This is a genomic window from Ottowia beijingensis, from assembly GCF_042680925.1.
Classification (GTDB): domain Bacteria; phylum Pseudomonadota; class Gammaproteobacteria; order Burkholderiales; family Burkholderiaceae_C; genus Ottowia; species Ottowia beijingensis.
On the sequence record NZ_JBHUEP010000012.1, the window covers coordinates 160,881 to 177,961 of the forward strand.

Below are 17,081 nucleotides of genomic sequence, written 5' to 3' on the forward strand. Positions count from 1 at the left end.
CTGGTCCTGCGTTGGAGCCGGATTTCACTCAGAACACGATGCCATTCCATCAACGCGCGCCGCCGGCGCCCCGCTGGTGGAATGACACAGCTTCAGCTTCTGAATGCCCGTCGCTCCGGGTTGAAAAAAGACAAAAACGCCTGAGCCACATGCGGCGTCAGGCGTTTTGGCATGCATGGGCGCTTACTTGCGCAGGCCCAGCTTCTGGATCAGGGCGAGGTAGCGGTCGGCATCCTTGCCCTTAAGGTAGTCGAGCAGCTTGCGGCGGCGGCTGACCATGCGCAGCAGGCCGCGGCGGCCGTGGTGGTCCTTGGCGTGCTGCTTGAAGTGGGGGGTGAGCTCGTTGATGCGGGCCGTGAGGATGGCGACTTGCACTTCGGGGCTGCCCGTGTCGCCGGCGGCGCGTGCGTTGTCGGCGACCACGGTGGCCTTGTTCTCTTTGGAGATCATTGAAAAATTCCTCGTTCCAAATGGTTTGACTTGCGTGGCGCGCCGGAACTGCATGCCACGTGCGTTCTGCAAGATGCAAAACCTGAGGATTATAGCGCGTGAACCTCAGGGACAGCGCAGCGGCGCGTGCAGCAGCTCGAGCCAGGCCCGCACGCGCGCCGGCAATGGCCGCTGCCCGGCCAGGCGTCAAAACAGGCGATAGCGATTTGGCGCGTTATGCCGGTATTGAAAAAAGAGCTGCTTGCGCTTGGTGGATGGGCGCAAAAGCTGTTTTTCGATATGTAAAAAATCTTGGAAGTCCCCCCTGCCCCGGACAGTGCGCCGCCCGCCCTGCGGGGCGGCGCCGTGTAGGGGCGGGCGAACCTGGCGCGGTCGGCTGCGCGTGGCGGCGGCGTGCGTCAGCCGGCCACCAGTCGCAGCGCGCCGGCGGCCTGCGCCAGGCTGGGCTCGTCCAGGCTGTCGCCGTCGTCCACCGGCTGGGCGGGCGCGGCCAGCAACGCTTGCACGAAGGGCGGCAGGCTCAGTATGCCGTGGTGGGTGGCGCCGCTGTAGAGCTGCAAATCGGTCAGCCCGTCGCGCGCCAGGCGGGCATCGACCTCGGCCGCGGGCAGGGCCAGCGGGTCGGCGCTGTCGGAGGCCATGGCCATGGCCCACAGGGTGCCGTACAGCGGCACGTATTGCAGGTACGGCCGCACCACGCCGAACACGCCGCGCAGCGAGGCGACGATGCGCGCCATGGTGTCGCCGCGGTGGATGGGCGACTGGATGTGCAGCGAGATGACGCCGCCGGGCTTGAGCGCGCGCTGGCAGGCGCGGTAGAACTGGCGCGTGTACAGCGCCACGGCGGGGCCGAAGGGGTCGGTCAGGTCGAGCACGATCTGGTCGAACTGGGCCTCGCAGCCTTCGATGAAGGCGCGGCCGTCGCCCAGGCGGATGTCCAGGCGCGGATCGTCGAAGGCGCCGCGGTGCACGGCGGGCAGCCATTGGCGCGCCATGTCGATGACTTCGCGGTCGAGTTCGGCCAGCACCACGCGCTGCATCTGCGGGTAGCGCAGCAGGTTGTGCGCGGCACCGCCGTCGCCGCCGCCCACCACCAGCGCCTGGCGCACGTCGCCGTGCGTGATGGCGGGCAGGTGGATCATGGGCTCGTGGTAGAAGAATTCGTCGCGCTCGCTGGTCATGAAGCAGCCGTCGATGCGCATGGCGCGGCCGAACAGCGGCGTCTGCACGATCTCGATGTGCTGGTCGGGCGAGCGCGCCTCGGCCAGCAGTTCGGTGGTGCGCACGTAGAAGCCGAAGTCGGGCGAGAGCTGCTCGACGGCGAAGGCGCCGCCGCCGGCGGGCGTGCCCGCGTCGTGGGGCGCGCTCATGCGCGCACGACCCGGTGCAGGTGCGGGTCGGTCGGCTGGAAGGCCTGTTGCAGCGCGGCGAACAGCGCCTCGGCCTTGGCCGAGTTGTCGCAGCTGTAGCTGCACACGTAGACGTCGAGCGTGACGTAGTCGTCTTCCGGCCAGGTGTGCAGGGCCAGGTGCGATTCGGCCAGCACCACGGCGCCGGTCACGCCCTCGCCTTCGCCGAAGCTGTGGAACAGGCTGCCCACGGTGGTCAGGCCGGCGTCGGCCACGGCCTGCTTGCAGAAGGCCTCCAGCCTGGCGGCGTCGGTCATCAGGGCGGCATCGCCGCGGCAGCCGTACAGGTCGCCGATCAGGTGCAGGCCGGGCGCATGGCGCGGCACGGTGCGTTCGCTCTGCAGCGAGGCACGCGACGAAACAATGGGAACAGGGGAATCGGTGTGAGGCAATACGCGCATGTCACATCTCCACGGTCAAGGTGGCAAACAGGACGCGCCGCCTGAACAAGCCGGCGGCGGCCACGGAAACCGCTGACCGGAGGCTTTTGACAACCCCCGCGCGGAAACGAAAGTCCGCCCCAACAAGCCTGCGCTCACACCGAAGCGGTTTGCAGAAAAAGGCGGAAGATGGCCCGAACGCGGCGGCCACTTAAAAAGCAGCCAGCCCCGTCCGGGGAACCAAGGATTATATCGTTTTTGACATAAGCTTGCAACCAATCAGCGGTAATAACGCACATCAACGCACGCCCGGGGCATGGGCGCGCGGGCGGTCGGCGCAAGAAATGGGGCAGCCGAAGCCGCGGGCGCTTCAGGCCTGGGCGGCTAGCCAGGCGCGCAGCCGGTCGACGCCCTGCCCCAGCCGCGCCGCGTCCTGCGAGGCAAAGCACCAGCGCAGCCAGCCCTCGGCTTCGGGGCCGAAGGCGATGCCGGGCGCCAGGCCCAGGCCGGCCTCGGCCACCAGGCGCTTGGCCAGCGACAGCGAATCGTCCTGCCCTTCGATGCGCAGAAAGGCGTACATGCCGCCCGGCGCGGCGCTGGTGCGCACGCCCGGCACGGCCTGCAGCAGCGGCACCAGCGTGTCGCGGCAGCGCTGCAGGTGCGCCACGATGCGCGGGGTGATGGCCTCGGTCTGCGCCAGCGCCACCATGGCGGCGCGCTGCACGAACACCGGCGCGCACGAGGTGTTGAACTCCAGCAGCTTGCCGACCTGCGGCGTCATGTCGGGCGGCATCACGAGGTAGCCCAGGCGCCAGCCGGTCATCAGGAAGGCTTTCGAGAAGCTCTGCACCACCACCAGGCGGTCGTCGGGCCGGGCGATGTCGAGAAAGCTGGGCGCCGCGCCGCTGGCGGTGTCGCCGGCGTAGTACAGGCGCTCGTACACCTCGTCCGACAGGATCCAGGTGCCGGTGGCGCGGCAGCGCTCCAGGATCGCCTGCTGCTCTGCTTTCGAGAGCGTCCAGCCCGTGGGGTTGTTGGGCGAATTGACCACCAGCATCTTCGTGGCCGGCGTGATGGCGGCCAGCAGCGCGGGCAGGTCCAGCCGCCAGGCGCCTGCGGCGTCCGGCTGCAGTGCCACGCAGCGCAGGCGCGCGCCCAGGATGCGCGGCTGCGCCGTCAGGTTGGGCCACACGGGGGTCACGGCGACCACCTCGTCGCCGGCGTCGATCAGCGCCTGCATGGCGACGATGAGCGCATTGACGCCGCCCGAGGTGATGGCGATGCGGTCGATGGCCACGCCGCCGTGCAGCGCGCTGGTGTAGGCGGCGACGGCGTCGCGCAGCGCGGGCAGGCCCAGGTTGTGCGAGTAGAAGGTTTCGCCCGCCTGCAGCGAGGCGATGCCGGCGGCGCGGATCGCCTCGGGCGTGACCTCGTCGCTCTCGCCGAACCAGAACGGCAGCACGTCGGCACGCCCCATGCCGGCGTTGGCGACTTCACGGATCTTGGATTCTTCGAGGTTGAGGACGGCTTGACGCATGGTGGGCGGGGCTCATCTAATGGCGCAGGCCGCGAGCATCGCACGAAAACCGGCACGCGCGCGGCGGCCCAAAATGCTGGAGAACCCCATGAGGAGCACCGTGACCGCGTTGTCGACCCCGTCCACCCGCTGGCTGGCGCTGGCTGCCGGCGCGCTGTGCCTGGCCCTCGCCGCCGGGCCGGCCGATGCCAAGCCGCGCAGCGGCAAGCGCGGCCAGCCGAAGGAGCCCAAGGTGACCTACGTGGACGGCCAGACCCCGGCGCAGCGCCAGCGCAGCGAGGACGCGCGCCTGCGCCGCGAATGCCAGGGCCGCCCGAACGCGGGCGCGTGCCTGGGGTACGCAGCGCCGCCCAAGGCGCGCCGGTAACGGTCGGGCGCCGTGCCTGCCATCGGCAGCACACGCGGGGAAATCCAAATACTCCCCACCCATTCGACCGCCAGCTCCCGACTGACGGGCGCCAGAGACACATACTCCCCCATCAATACCTGTCAACCCACGCGCATGGGCACGAACAGCTGCTGCCCGTCACGCCGAATCAACAGCGCCACCGACTTGTCGGCCTGGGCGACGATGCCGCGCACCTGCGCGACGTCCTTCACCGGCTGGCCGTTGACCGAGACGACCACGTCGCCCGGCTGCACGCCGGCGCGTGCGGCGGCGCCGCTGGCCTGCTCCACCAGCAGGCCGCCGGCGACCTGGGCGGCTGCCTTCTCCTGCGGCTGCAAGGGGCGCAGCGCCAGCCCCAGCTTGCCCTGGCCGGCGGGCGCTGCCGTCACGGCCTGGGCCTGGCCCTGGGCGTTGCCGAGTTGCGCCGTTAGCGTCTGCGGCTTGCCGCCGCGCCACACGTCCAGCCGCACCGATTCGCCCGGCCGCGCCATGCCGATGATGGCCGGCAGGTCGCCCGAGGCCACCACGCGCTGCCCGTTCACGCCGGTGATGACGTCGCCCGAGCGCAGGCCGGCCCGCGCCGCCGGGCCGCCGTCTTCCACGCTCGACACCAGCGCGCCTTCGGGCCGCGGCAGCCTGAACGAATCGGCGAAGGCCTGGTTCACCTCCTGCACCGTCACGCCCAGGCGCGCGTGCTCGACCTTGCCGTGCGCCACGATCTGGCGCTGGATGTGCGTGGCCAGCTCGATCGGAATGGCGAACGACACACCCTGGTAGCCGCCCGAGCGGCTGTAGATCTGCGAGTTGATGCCCACCACCTCGCCCCGCGCGTTGAACAGCGGGCCGCCCGAGTTGCCGGGGTTGACCGCCACGTCGGTCTGGATGAAGGGCACGGCGCTGTCGTCGGGCAGCGACCGGCCCTTGGCGCTGACCACGCCGGCCGTCACCGTGTTCTCGAAGCCGAAGGGCGAGCCGATGGCCAGCACCCATTCGCCCGCCTTCAGCGCCTGGCTGCTGCCCAGCGGCACGGTGGGCAGGCCGCTGGCGTCGATCTTCAGCACCGCGACGTCGGTCCTGGCGTCCTGGCCCAGCACCTTGGCGCGGAACTCGCGCCGGTCGGTGAGCTTGACCGTCACCTCGTCGGCGCCGCGCACCACGTGGGCGTTGGTCAGGATCACGCCGTCGGGGCTGACGATGAAGCCCGAGCCCTGCCCGCGCGTGGGCAGCTCCTGCGCCGGCCCGCCGCGCTGGCCCTGGCCGAACATGCCGGGCGGAAAGCCGAACTGGCGCAGGAACTCCTGCATCTGCGCATCCGGCCCGCCGCGCTGGGCGGCGGGGGCGCTGTCGGCGTCGTCCTCGTCATCGCCCTGCAGCGACACCTTGCGTGTGCCCGTGGTGCTGATGTTGACCACCGCCGGGCCGTAGCGGGCGGTGATGGCGCTGAAATCGGGCGCCGCCACGCCCGTGGCCGATGGCAGCGGCGCCGTGGCGGTCACGGCGGGCGGTGCCGCCTGCGCCTGCGCATGGCCGGCGAACGGCGCCTGCTGCACCGCCGTGGCGCCCATGCCGCCCAGCACGCCGGCGGCGATCAGGGCCGCCACCAGCTTCTTCGAAGTCCATTGCACGCTCGTGTTCATGAGCATCATCCTTTCGTGTGAGGCCGCCACGCCGGGCGGTATGGAAAGGACTGTGCCGCCCGACAGTTAGGCGAAACTTAGGATCAGCACCGGCGCTCGGCGCGAACCGGCCGGGATGCGGATGGAGACGACACGCAAGGCGCGATGCGCAGCCTGGGGCTGGTGCCTTTGGCAGGAACGGCAATGCCGCTGCCCGCCGCCAAACCGGCGCCCGGCGGCGCGCGACGGCCACCTGCGCAGCTTTTCATTCCATTTCCAATTCAATGCGTCCATCACCGTCATCCCGGCGAAGGCCGGGATCCATGGCTCTCCGCACACGCCGTCTGGAGTGCGGCCCCGTATCGCCGTACTGGGCAGGCTTTGCGTCGGAATGACGAGATGTTGCAGCTTTGATCTGGAATCAGGCCGCGCCCGCGTCGGGCGCGAAGCACACCGCGATGCGCGCGCCGCCCAGCGCGGCGGAGGCGTCGATGTGCAGCCGGGCGCCGTGTCGCTCGGCCACCGCGGCCACGATGGCCAGGCCCAGGCCGCTGCCGTGGCCCGGCGTGCCGGGCACGCGGTAAAAGCGCGCCAGCACGCGGTCGCGGTCTTCGGGCGCGATGCCGGGGCCGCTGTCGTCCACCGCCAGCACCGGGCCGGCGCACTGCGCGGCCGGCACCACCTGCACCCGCACCTGCCCGCCCTCGAGCGTGTGGCGCAAGGCGTTGTCGAGCAGGTTGCGCAGCAGCACCGCCAGGGCCTCGGGCTGGCCCTGCACCATGGCGGGGGCCGGTGCGTCCAGCGCCAGCGCCACGGCGCGGCGCAGCGCCTCGGGCCGGGCGTCGTCGGCCGCGGCGTGGGCCAGCGCCACCAGGTCGACCGGGGTGCGCGGGGCATCGCGCGCGGCGCCTTCCTGGCGCGCCAGTGCCAGCAGCTGCTCCACCAGGCGTGTGGCGCGGTCGATGCCGGCCAGCAGGCGCTGCGTGGCCAGCTGGCGCGCGGCGGGCGAATCGGCGCGCTGCAGGCCCTGCACCTGCAGGCGCAGCGCGGCCAGCGGCGAGCGCAACTCGTGCGCGGCGTCGGCGGTGAAGTCGGCCAGCGCGGCCCAGGCCGCGGCCAGGCGGCTGAACAGGCCGTTCATCTCGTCCACCAGCGGCCGCAATTCGGCCGGCAGATCGGCGGTGGGCAGGGGCGAGAGGTCGTCGGGCCGGCGCGCGGCCACCTGGCGGCGCGCGCGCTCGATGGGGCCGAGCGCGCGGCCCACCACCCAACACACGATCAGCATCAGCACCGGCGCCAGCAGCGCGACCGGCAGCACGGCGCGCAGCGCCAGCGCGCCGGCCATCTGGCGCCGCGCCTCGGTGTGCTGCGCCACCTGCACCACCTGGGTGGCGGTGCGCAGGGCGTAGACGCGGTAGCGCTCGGCGCCGGCCGCGACGTCGCTGAAGCCGATCACCGTCTGCGGCGGCAGCAGGCGGCCGAGCGGGCTGCGGTACTGCATCACGCCATCGGCGCGCCACACCTGGATGATCATCTCCTGCGCGGCCGGGCTGTCGGCGGGCGGGTCGGCCTCGTTCAGCGCACCGGCCGCCAGCCCGCCCGACAGCGACAGCGCGATGCGCTGCATCTGGGCGTCGAACAGCGCCTCGGTCTCGGCACGCGCCGTGCGGTAGGTGACGGCCGCCTGCAACAGCGCAAACAGCAGCACCGCCGCCAGCAGCGCGCCGGTCAGGCGCCCGCGCAGCGAGAACTCGCGCTTCACTTCGTTTTTCAAGCCTTTTTGCCCTCCAGCCCTTGTGCATCAAGCGCAAGCAGCTATTGAATCAGGAGTTTTCATGTCGGCACCTCACCGGCGATCCTTGAAGTTCGAACGGCCGCGGAGCAGGCCAGGCCAGTGATCGCCGTGCAAGGGCTTGGCCCGCCCGCTGGCGATGTCTCCCCTCGCGCAGCGCAAGGGGGAAGGCGCCGCCAGGCGACTCAGCGGGGTGCCTCTTCATCCGGCACCCGGTAACCCAGCCCGCGCTGGTTCTCGATCAGCCCGGCGCCCAGCTTCTTGCGCACGCCGTGGATGTAGACCTCGACCGCGTTGCTGCTGACCTCGTCGCGCCACGAATACAGCTTGTCCTCCAGCTGCTGGCGCGACAGCACGCGCCCCGGACGGGCCAGCAGCGGCTCCAGCACCGCCCATTCGCGCGCCGACAGCTGCACCGGCACGCCGCGCAGCGTGACCTCGCGCGTGGCCGGCACGATGCGCACGTCGCCCCACTCGTAGGCCGGCTCGGCGCGGCCGTCGGCGCGGCGCAGCAGCGCGCGGATGCGCGCCAGCAGCTCATCCAGGTCGTAGGGCTTGACGATGTAGTCGTCGGCGCCGGCGTCCAGCCCCGCCACGCGCTGGGCCACGGCATCGCGCGCCGTGGCGATCAGCACCGGCAGGCGCTGGCGGCGCGCGCGCAGGCCGCGCAGCACGGCCAGCCCGTCCTGGCGCGGCAGGCCCAGGTCCAGCAGCAGCAGGTCGTAGTCGGTGGTGGCCAGGGCGGTTTCGGCCATGGCGCCGTCCTTCACCCAGTCCACGGCGTAGTGCTCGGCGCGCAGGGCGTCGAGCACGATCTCGCCGATCATGGTGTCGTCCTCGGCCAGCAGGATGCGCATGGAATGCGATGTTACGGCCAGAAGCGGCGGGCGCCGATCACTCCGTTTTCGATAGCTGCTGGCGCATGTCCCGAGCCGGGTACGCATCAAAACATCACTGTTATCATTGCGCCTCTCGCGGCCACCGCCAGTGGTCGTTCCCGCACCGTTTCCCGACCCTGCCGCCACTGGCCGCGGCACCCGCAGCGCGGGTGCACGGGGCTGGCTTCCACCCGTTTTCCCCCTGATGGATCTGGTTTACCTGCTTCTCCTGCCTTTCGCCGGCAGCCTGGTGGCCGCACTGATGCCCACCCACGCCCGCACCGCAGCGGCGACGTGGGCGGCGCTGGTGGCCGCAGCGGGGCTGGTGTGGGTGGCGCTGCTGTTCCCGCAGCTGCGCGCGGGCGAGGTGCTGCGCGAGGAATACCGCTGGATTCCGTCGGCCGGCATCAATTTCGTCATCCGCATGGACGGCTTTGCCTGGATGTTCGCCATGCTGGTGACGGGCATCGGCACGCTGGTGGCGCTGTACGCGCGCTACTACATGAGCAAGAACGACCCGGTGCCGCGCTTCTTCTCGTTCTTCCTGGCGTTCATGGGCGCCATGCTGGGGGTGGTGCTGTCGGGCAACCTGGTGCAGATCGCCTTCTTCTGGGAGCTGACCAGCCTGTTCAGCTTTCTGCTGATCGGCTACTGGCACCACCGGCGCGACGCGCGGCGCGGCGCGCGCATGGCGCTCACCATCACCGGCGCCGGCGGCCTGGCGCTGCTGGCCGGCATGCTGATGCTGGGCCACATCGTGGGCAGCTACGACCTGGACGCCGTGCTGGCCGCGGGCGACCGCATCCGCGCGCACGAGCTGTACACCACCATGGTGGTGCTGGTGCTGCTGGGCGCGCTCACCAAGAGCGCGCAGTTCCCTTTCCACGTCTGGCTGCCGCGCGCCATGGCGGCGCCCACGCCGGTGTCGGCCTACCTGCACTCGGCCACCATGGTGAAGGCGGGCGTGTTCCTGCTGGCGCGGCTGTGGCCGGCGCTGTCGGGCACGCCGGAATGGTTCTGGATCGTCGGCGGCGCGGGCGTGGTCACGCTGGTGCTGGGCGCGTACATCGCCATGTTCCAGAACGACCTGAAGGGGCTGCTGGCCTATTCCACCATCAGCCACCTGGGCCTGATCACCCTGCTGCTGGGCCTGAACCGCGACCTGGCCGCCGTGGCCGCCGTGTTCCACATCATGAACCACGCGACCTTCAAGGCCTCGCTGTTCATGGCCGCCGGCATCATCGACCACGAAACCGGCTCGCGCGACATCCGGCGCCTGTCGGGCCTGTTCAAGGCCATGCCGATCACCGGCACGCTGGCGCTGGTGGCCAGCGCGGCCATGGCGGGCGTGCCGTTGATGAACGGCTTCCTGTCGAAGGAGATGTTCTTCGCCGAGACCATCGACCTGAGCGCCATGCCCTGGCTCGACGTCGGCCTGCCGATCGCCGCCACGGTGGCGGGCATCTTCGCCGTGGTGTATTCGCTGCGCTTCTCGGTCGACGTGTTCTTCGGCCCGCCGGCCAAGGACCTGCCGCTGGAGCCGCACGAGCCGGTGCGCTGGATGCGCGTGCCGATCGAGGTGCTGGTGCTGGTGTGCATCGTGGTGGGCATCTTTCCGCAGTGGTCCATCGGCCCGGCGCTGGACCTGGCGGCGCGCCCGGTGGTAGGCGGCGCCATGCCCGCCTACAGCCTGGCCATCTGGCACGGCGTGAACAAGCCGCTGGTGATGAGCATGATCGCGCTGGTGGGCGGCATCGCGCTGTTCCTGCTGCTGCACAAGGCGCTGGAAACCGGCCGCCTGAAGCACGTGCCGCTGCTGCAGGGCATCGACGGGCAGCGCCTGTTCCAGAGCCTGCTGTACGGGCTGGACCGCGCCAGCCGCCGCGGGCTGACGCTGCTGTCCACCCACCGGCTGCAGCCGCAGATGCTGCTGATCGTGCTGGCGGCCATCGCGCTGGCGGCCGGCGCGCTGTGGCGCGGCGGCGTGACCTGGGGCGACCGCGAGCGCGTGCCGGCCAGCTTCGAGTTCGCGCTGATCTGGGTGCTGGGCTGCGTGTGCGCCATCGCCACCGCCAACCAGGCCAAGTTCCACCGGCTGGCGGCGCTGGTCATGATCGGTGCCGTGGGCCTGGCGGTCAGCCTCACCTTCCTGTGGTTCTCGGCGCCCGACCTGGCGCTGACGCAGCTGACGGTGGAGGTGGTCACCACCATCCTGTTCCTGCTCGGCCTGCGCTGGCTGCCCAAGCGCCTGCAGGACGAATCGCCCCGCCTGGGCCTGAAGGTGCGCGCCCGCCGCGCGCGCGACTTCACCATCGCCATCGCCTCGGGCTGCGGCCTGGCCGCCCTGGCCTACGCCATGATGACGCGGCCGGCGCCGCAGAGCATCTCGCCCTTCTTCATCGACCGCGCCCTGCCCGAGGGCGGCGGCACCAACGTGGTCAACGTGATGCTGGTGGACTTCCGCGGTTTCGACACCATGGGCGAGATCACCGTGCTGGGCATCGTGGGCCTGACGGTGTACGCGCTGCTGCGGCGCTTCCGCCCGCCGCGCGAGATGATCGAGCTGCCGCCGCAGCAGCGCGCCGTGCCGCCCGATCTGGTGAGCGACCTGATCAACCCCCGCACCGCGCAGGACACGGCGCTGGGCTACGCCATGGTGCCCGCCGTGCTGGTGCGGCTGCTGATGCCGGTGGCGGCGGTGATCTCGATGCATTTCTTCATGCGCGGGCACAACCTGCCGGGTGGCGGCTTCGTGGCCGGGCTGGTGCTGTCGATCGCCTTCATCACGCAGTACATCGTGGCCGGCACGCACTGGGTCGAGGCGCACCTGCAGCTGCGCGTGATCCGCTGGATCGCCGTCGGCCTGCTGCTGGCGCTGGGCACGGGGCTGGGGGCGCTGTTCCTGGGCTACCCGTTCCTGACCTCGCACACGGCGCACTTCACGCTGCCGCTGCTGGGCGAGATCCACTTCGCCAGCGCGCTGTTCTTCGATGCCGGCGTGTTCGCGGCGGTGGTCGGCTCCACCCTGCTGATCCTGACGGCACTGGCCCACCAGTCGGTGCGCAGCCACCGCAAGGCGCCCGAGAAGACCGTGACGGCCACCACCGGCCCGAGGGAGGTGGACTAGAACATGAAGCACCTCCCTGAGTCGCTGTCGCGCCTTCCCTCCTCTCCTGCGGGAGGAGGGACACAGCCAGTGCCCGGCGCAGGTCCGGGCACGGCTGTCGCTGGCATGGCCTGCTCCGCGGCCTTTGGTGCCGTGCCTGGCGCAGCCCTTCTGCCTGCCATGGAGGCCGTGCCATGGAAATGATTCTGGCGATTGCCATCGGCGTGCTCGGCGGCTCGGGCGTGTGGCTGGTGCTGCGCCCGCGCACCTTCCAGGTGCTGATGGGGCTGGCCCTGCTGTCGTACGCGGTCAACCTGTTCATCTTCGCCATGGGCAGCCTGTCGCTCGACAAGGAGCCCATCGTGCAGCCCGGCCTGGTGCCCAACCTGGAGAACTACACCGACCCGCTGCCGCAGGCGCTGGTGCTGACGGCCATCGTGATCGGCTTCGCCACCACGGCGCTGTTCCTGGTGGTGCTGCTGGCCTCGCGCGGGCTGTCGGACACCGACCACGTGGACGGCGAGGAGCCCGACGACGGCACCGTCCTGCTGCCGCGCCCGACCACCTACGCCGACAAGCCGGAGGGCGCGCCATGAGCTTTGCCAGCCTGGTCGAATGGGCGATGCCACACCTCATCATCGCGCCCGTCCTGCTGCCCATGGCCACCGCGGCGCTGATGCTGCTGCTGGGCGACACGCGCCGCCCGCTGAAGGCCTTCGTCAACGTGCTGTCGTGCGTGCTGGGCGTGGCCATGGCCATCGGCCTGGTTTTCTGGGTGCAGCACACCAGTGGCGTGCAGGCCGTGGGCGTGTACCTGCCGGCCAACTGGCCCGTGCCCTACGGCATCGTGCTGGTGGCCGATCGCCTGTCGGCCATGATGGTGCTGCTGACCAGCGTGCTGGGCCTGGCCGCCGTGCTGTACGCCAGCGCGCGCTGGCACAAGGCCGGGGTGCACTTCCACCCGCTGTTCCAGCTGCAGCTGATGGGCCTGTACGGCGCCTTCCTCACGGCCGACCTGTTCAACCTGTTCGTGTTCTTCGAGATCATGCTGACGGCCTCTTACGGCCTGCTGCTGCACGGCTCGGGCTGGGCGCGCGTGCGCTCGGGGCTGCACTACATCGCCATGAACCTGATGGCGTCCAGCATGTTCCTGATCGGCGTGGCCATGCTGTACGGCGTGACCGGCACGCTGAACATGGCCGACATGGCCATCATGGTGCCCGCCATCCCCGAGGACGACCGTGGCCTGCTGCACGCGGGCGCGGCCATCCTGGCGGTGGCCTTCCTGGTCAAGGCCGCGGCCTGGCCGCTCAACTTCTGGTTGCCCTCGACGTACTCGGCGGCGGCGGCGCCGGTGTCGGCGCTGTTCGCCATCATGACCAAGCTGGGCGTGTACGCCATCCTGCGCGTGTGGACGCTGCTGTTCCCGCAGGACGCCGGTGTCTCGGCGCTGTTCGGCGGCCCGGTGCTGGTGGGGCTGGGCCTGGTCACGCTGGCCTTCGGCGCGCTCGGCATCATCGCCACCCAGCACCTGGGGCGCATGGCGGCGTTCTGCGCCATCCTGTCATCGGGCACGCTGCTGGCGGGGCTGGGCTTCGGCCAGCCGGCGGTCACCGGCGGCGCGCTGTACTACACGCTGGGCTCCACGCTGGCCATCAGCGCCTTCTTCCTGCTGGTCGAACTGGTGGACCGCACGCGCGAGGTGGAAGAGCAACCGCTCTACATCAGCGAGATCGAGCCCGACGACGCCTTTGCCTACCCCGTCGACCTGGTGCCCACGCGCGACGTCAACCTGGACGACGACGAGCAGGCGCTGATCGGCCGCGCCATCCCCGCCGCCATGGCCTTTCTGGGCCTCGCCTTCATCGTCTGCGCGCTCACCATCGCCGGGCTGCCGCCCATGGCCGGCTTCGTCGGCAAGGTGGTGATGCTGTCGGCCCTGCTCAACCCGGCCGGCTTCGGCGAGGACGCCGGTGTCTCCGGCGCCGCCTGGCTGCTGCTGGGCCTGCTGCTGGTGGGTGGCCTGCTCACCATCATCGCCATGTCGCGCGCCGGCGTGCGCTACTTCTGGGCCACGTTCGACCGCCCGCTGCCGCGCCTGCGCGTCATCGAGACCCTGCCCATCGGCGCGCTGCTGCTGCTGGTGGGCATGCTGGTGTGGCAGGCCGACGCGGTGCTGCGCTATGTCAACGCCACCGCCCGCGGCCTGCACGACCCCAAGGAGTACATCGGCAGCGTGCTCTCGGCCAAGCCACTGCCCTCGCCCACGGCCACGGGTGAAGGAGGACTGCGGCGATGATGAAACGCCTGCTGCCCTGGCCGCTGCTGTCGCTGTCGCTGGTGGTGATGTGGCTGATGCTGAACGGCTTCAGCCTCGGCCAGCTGCTGCTGGGCGTGCTGTTCGGCGTCGGCGCGCCGGCGCTGCTGGCGCCGCTGCGACCGGCGCGCCCGCGTGTGCGGCACCCGCTGACGGTGATCCGCCTGATCCTCGCGGTCGGCCACGACGTCATCGAATCCACGCTGGACGTGTTCTGGACCCTGCTGCGCAACCGGCGCACCCCGGTGAACAGTGCCTTCGTCATCATCCCGCTGGAGCTGCGCGACCCGACGGCCCTGGCCTCGCTGGCCATGATCACCACCGTGGTGCCCGGCACCGTGTGGAGCGAGCTGGCGCGCGACAGCAGCGCCATGCTGCTGCACGTGTGGAACGTGCCCGACGAGGCCGAGTTCATCCGCTTCTTCAAGGCCCGGTACGAACAACCCCTGATGAAGATCTTCGAATCATGAGCCCGCTACTATCCAACGCCATCACCATCACGCTGGTCGCCTACGGCCTCGCCATGCTGCTGGCCCTGTGGCGCATGCTGCGCGGCCCCGCGGCGCAGGACCGCGTGCTGGCGCTCGACCTGATCTACATCATCGGCATGCTGATCGCCCTGGTCATCGGCCTGCGCTACACCAGCAGCATGTACTTCGAAGCCGCGCTGCTGATCGCCCTGTTCGGCTTCGTCAGCTCGGCGGCGATGGCCAAGTTTCTGTTGCGCGGGGAGGTGATTGAGTGACCACAAACACCCTCCCCCTCTGGATCGAAATCATCGTCGCCATCCTGCTGCTGGCCAGCGCCGTGCTCACGCTGGGCGCCTCCTGGGGCCTGGTGCGGATGCGGACCTTCGTGCAGCGCATGCACCCGCCCGCGCTGGCCTACGTGGGCGCCTCGTGGTGCGTGACCTTCGCATCGATCGTCTATTTTTCGGCGCAGAACGAGGGGCCGCAACTGCACGTGTGGCTCATCATCATCCTGCTGTCGATCACGGTACCGATCACCACGGTGCTGCTGGCGCGCGCGGCGTTGTTCCGTGGTCGGCGCCTGAACGATGCCACGCTGCCGCCCGCGCTGCAGCCGAAGACGCCGCCGCCCACTGCGCCTGAGCAGCACTGATGTCGTTTTGCACTCGAAACGATGACGAATGACCGCGGCTGGCGCCGCATGACAAATGACGAATGCGCCATTTGTCATTGAAGCGCAGCGAAGTCATTTGTCATTTGTCATTTGTCACCCCGGCCGCACCATCTTGCAGCTGTGCGGCATGCCCGCCTGGTCGGCGCTGAGCTGGCGCACCACGCGAAAGCCGTAGCCCGAGCCTTCGACGTCGAAGGGCACGCCGGGCGTGCCGGCCTTGTCCATCACGCCCACGGCCAGCGGCTGCTGAAACTGGTGGTCGGCCGCGCGCATGCGCCCGCGCTGGCCGGCCAGCGTGACGTCGGCCGACTCCAGCGCGCGCGCCACCGCCAGCGGGTCGGTACCGCCGGCGCGCTCGATGGCCTGCGCCAGCGCCTCGATCAGCAGTTGCATGCGCAGGTGCACGTAGTCGTCCTGCGGCTTCGGAAAGCGCTCGCGGAACGACTTGTAGAACGCCGCGCTTTCGGCCGTAGGCACGTTGGGCAGCCAGTCGGCCACCGCCACCACCTTGCCGATGCCGGCGTCGCCAATGGCTGCCGGCGCGCCCAGCGCGTTGCCGTAGAAGGTGTAGAAGCGCCCGTCGAAGCCGACGTCGCGCGCGGCCTTGACGAGCAGCGTCAGGTCGTTGCCCCAGTTGCCCGTCAGCACCGCCTGCGCGCCGCTGTTGCGGATCTTGGTGGCGTAGGGCAGGAAGTCCTTGATGCGGCCGATGGGGTGCAGCTCTTCACCGGCAATCGCCACGTCGGGCCGCAGCTGGGCCAGCTGGCGCTTGGCCTCGCGCAGCACGGCGTGGCCGAAGCTGTAGTCCTGCCCGATCAGGTACATGCGCTCCAGCTGTTCGTCGGCCTTGATCAGCTCCATCAGCGCCGTCATGCGCATGTCGGCGTGGGCGTCGAAGCGGAAGTGCCAGAAGCTGCACAGCTCGTTGGTCAGGATCGGATCGACCGCCGAGTAGTTGAGGAACACCACGCGCCGCGCCGGCTCGCGCTCGTTGTGCTTGTTGATGGCGTCGATCAGCGCCGCCGCCGCGGCCGACGAGTTGCCCTGCAGCACGAAGTGGATGCCGCCGTCGACGGCCGCGCGCAGCATCGACAGCGACTCTTCCACCTGCCCCTTGTTGTCGAAGCGCTGCAGCTGCAGCGGGCGCCGGCCCTGCGCCGTGGGCACGCCGCCGCGCGCGTTCACGCGCTCGATGGCCCAGGCCAGGTTGCGGAACACCGCTTCGCCGGTGTTGGCGAACGGGCCCGAGAGCGATTCGATCAGCCCCAGCTTGATGGGCGCGCCCTGCGCCTGGCCGAACAGCGGCGTGGCGCCCAGCAGTGCCAGGCCGGCGCGCAGCACCGCGCGGCGGGAGGTGATGGACATGGTTTACTCCTGAATAAATAGCAATCAGCGCCCGGTGGATAGGCGCTAGAGGCCGAAAAGGCTTTGAATCACTGAGCAGGCACCGAAGCAGCCGACGCGCTGGCCGCTTCCGCTTGCGGTGCGGGTGCGCGGTCGAGGTAGCCGTGCACCAGCTCGAAGAAGCGCGCGTACAGCGCGGCATCGGTCACGGTTTCGCTGGCCACCTTGACCATCGAATCCAGGCTGCCCTCCAGCGGCAGCGACAGCGAGCCGATGCCGCCCACGCCCAGCGAGGCCGAGTCCTTGACCTTGCGCACCACGTACTGCTCCTTCAGCCCGCTGACGAACATGGTCGCGGCCTGCGCATCGCCCAGCTCGGGCGCGCAGACGACGCGGAACTCGAGCTGCACGTGGTGCTCCGCCGTGGGCTGGAAGTACTTGCGGCCCGTTACCTGCTCGGGCTGCGCCGGCGTCAGCACGTAGCCCTGGCTCAGCAGCGCGCGGCGCGCCGCCTCGCAGCTGCGGCCGGGCGCGGCGTCGAAGTGGCGCACATGGGCGGCGCCATCAAAGCTTTCGGGCTGGAAGTTCAGCAAGGGCGCGGGCCCCTGCGACAAGCCGGCGCAACCCGTCAGCACGACGGGTGCCAGGCCCACAGCCAGGCGGCGCAATACAACAGCAAACGGCATCCGGAATCGGTGGTGCTCAGACAAGGCGCGATGGT

The 17,081-nt window shown here is 70.3% G+C and carries 17 protein-coding genes; 8 read left to right on the top strand and 9 right to left on the bottom strand.

The annotated features are described in order from the left end of the window. Positions 1 to 183 precede the first annotated feature (183 nt). On the bottom strand, positions 184 to 450 hold the full coding sequence (gene rpsO, locus ACFSCU_RS16295; protein ID WP_333705687.1) for a 30S ribosomal protein S15: 267 nt from the start codon (positions 448 to 450) through the stop codon (positions 184 to 186). Positions 451 to 576: 126 nt separating this feature from the next. Between rpsO and ACFSCU_RS16300 the strand changes: the two genes are divergently transcribed. Continuing rightward, positions 577 to 735 carry a hypothetical protein gene (locus tag ACFSCU_RS16300; RefSeq protein ID WP_377561160.1) on the top strand — a complete coding sequence of 53 codons (159 nt, stop codon included), beginning with the start codon at positions 577 to 579 and terminating at the stop codon, positions 733 to 735. A gap of 113 nt (positions 736 to 848) precedes the next feature. Here ACFSCU_RS16300 and speE read toward each other — a convergent pair whose 3' ends face one another. The 3 genes from speE to ACFSCU_RS16315 form a co-directional block, all read right to left on the bottom strand. Further along, a complete protein-coding gene (speE, locus tag ACFSCU_RS16305) occupies positions 849 to 1,820 on the bottom strand; it encodes a polyamine aminopropyltransferase (protein ID WP_180549284.1) in 972 nt (323 codons plus the stop codon). Beyond that, complete coding sequence (gene speD, locus ACFSCU_RS16310; RefSeq protein ID WP_373368328.1) at positions 1,817 to 2,251, bottom strand: adenosylmethionine decarboxylase; 435 nt, start codon at positions 2,249 to 2,251, stop codon at positions 1,817 to 1,819. The genes speE and speD overlap by 4 nt, the downstream gene beginning before the upstream one ends. 358 nt (positions 2,252 to 2,609) lie before the next feature. Further along, positions 2,610 to 3,776, bottom strand: a complete 1,167-nt coding sequence (locus ACFSCU_RS16315) for a pyridoxal phosphate-dependent aminotransferase (RefSeq protein ID WP_180549286.1) — start codon at positions 3,774 to 3,776, stop codon at positions 2,610 to 2,612. An 88-nt stretch (positions 3,777 to 3,864) separates the two neighbouring features. Here ACFSCU_RS16315 and ACFSCU_RS16320 point away from each other — a divergent pair, with 88 nt between their 5' ends. Beyond that, positions 3,865 to 4,143, top strand: coding sequence for a hypothetical protein (locus ACFSCU_RS16320; protein WP_257645542.1), 279 nt, complete (start codon positions 3,865 to 3,867; stop codon positions 4,141 to 4,143). Positions 4,144 to 4,265: 122 nt separating this feature from the next. Here ACFSCU_RS16320 and ACFSCU_RS16325 read toward each other — a convergent pair whose 3' ends face one another. The 3 genes from ACFSCU_RS16325 to ACFSCU_RS16335 form a co-directional block, all read right to left on the bottom strand. Further along, positions 4,266 to 5,801: a DegQ family serine endoprotease gene (locus ACFSCU_RS16325; RefSeq protein WP_180549287.1), complete on the bottom strand. Its 1,536-nt coding sequence runs from the start codon at positions 5,799 to 5,801 to the stop codon at positions 4,266 to 4,268. A 400-nt stretch (positions 5,802 to 6,201) separates the two neighbouring features. Beyond that, positions 6,202 to 7,554: an ATP-binding protein gene (locus tag ACFSCU_RS16330; RefSeq protein WP_377561161.1), complete on the bottom strand. Its 1,353-nt coding sequence runs from the start codon at positions 7,552 to 7,554 to the stop codon at positions 6,202 to 6,204. A gap of 203 nt (positions 7,555 to 7,757) precedes the next feature. After that, complete coding sequence (locus ACFSCU_RS16335; protein ID WP_180549289.1) at positions 7,758 to 8,429, bottom strand: response regulator; 672 nt, start codon at positions 8,427 to 8,429, stop codon at positions 7,758 to 7,760. Positions 8,430 to 8,655: 226 nt separating this feature from the next. Here ACFSCU_RS16335 and ACFSCU_RS16340 point away from each other — a divergent pair, with 226 nt between their 5' ends. The 6 genes from ACFSCU_RS16340 to ACFSCU_RS16365 all read left to right on the top strand — a co-directional run bounded on the left by ACFSCU_RS16340 (position 8,656) and on the right by ACFSCU_RS16365 (position 14,995). Continuing rightward, positions 8,656 to 11,577, top strand: a complete 2,922-nt coding sequence (locus ACFSCU_RS16340) for a monovalent cation/H+ antiporter subunit A (RefSeq protein WP_377561162.1) — start codon at positions 8,656 to 8,658, stop codon at positions 11,575 to 11,577. A 173-nt stretch (positions 11,578 to 11,750) separates the two neighbouring features. Then, on the top strand, positions 11,751 to 12,152 hold the full coding sequence (locus ACFSCU_RS16345) for a Na+/H+ antiporter subunit C (RefSeq protein ID WP_180549290.1): 402 nt from the start codon (positions 11,751 to 11,753) through the stop codon (positions 12,150 to 12,152). Then, a complete protein-coding gene (locus ACFSCU_RS16350) occupies positions 12,149 to 13,855 on the top strand; it encodes a monovalent cation/H+ antiporter subunit D (protein WP_257645543.1) in 1,707 nt (568 codons plus the stop codon). Before ACFSCU_RS16345 ends, ACFSCU_RS16350 begins: the two co-directional genes overlap by 4 nt. Then, a complete protein-coding gene (locus ACFSCU_RS16355) occupies positions 13,852 to 14,343 on the top strand; it encodes a Na+/H+ antiporter subunit E (protein ID WP_257645544.1) in 492 nt (163 codons plus the stop codon). Before ACFSCU_RS16350 ends, ACFSCU_RS16355 begins: the two co-directional genes overlap by 4 nt. Then, positions 14,340 to 14,618, top strand: a complete 279-nt coding sequence (locus tag ACFSCU_RS16360) for a K+/H+ antiporter subunit F (RefSeq protein ID WP_180549291.1) — start codon at positions 14,340 to 14,342, stop codon at positions 14,616 to 14,618. The genes ACFSCU_RS16355 and ACFSCU_RS16360 overlap by 4 nt, the downstream gene beginning before the upstream one ends. Then, entirely contained in the window at positions 14,615 to 14,995 is a 381-nt protein-coding gene (locus tag ACFSCU_RS16365; protein ID WP_377561163.1) for a Na+/H+ antiporter subunit G, read from the top strand. The genes ACFSCU_RS16360 and ACFSCU_RS16365 overlap by 4 nt, the downstream gene beginning before the upstream one ends. A 114-nt stretch (positions 14,996 to 15,109) precedes the next feature. Here ACFSCU_RS16365 and ACFSCU_RS16370 read toward each other — a convergent pair whose 3' ends face one another. Beyond that, positions 15,110 to 16,381 (bottom strand): branched-chain amino acid ABC transporter substrate-binding protein, encoded by a 1,272-nt coding sequence (locus ACFSCU_RS16370; RefSeq protein WP_180549293.1) that lies wholly within the window; start codon positions 16,379 to 16,381, stop codon positions 15,110 to 15,112. A gap of 68 nt (positions 16,382 to 16,449) precedes the next feature. Then, positions 16,450 to 17,046 carry a DUF2242 domain-containing protein gene (locus ACFSCU_RS16375; RefSeq protein ID WP_180549294.1) on the bottom strand — a complete coding sequence of 199 codons (597 nt, stop codon included), beginning with the start codon at positions 17,044 to 17,046 and terminating at the stop codon, positions 16,450 to 16,452. Between the last annotated feature and the right edge of the window lie 35 nt (positions 17,047 to 17,081).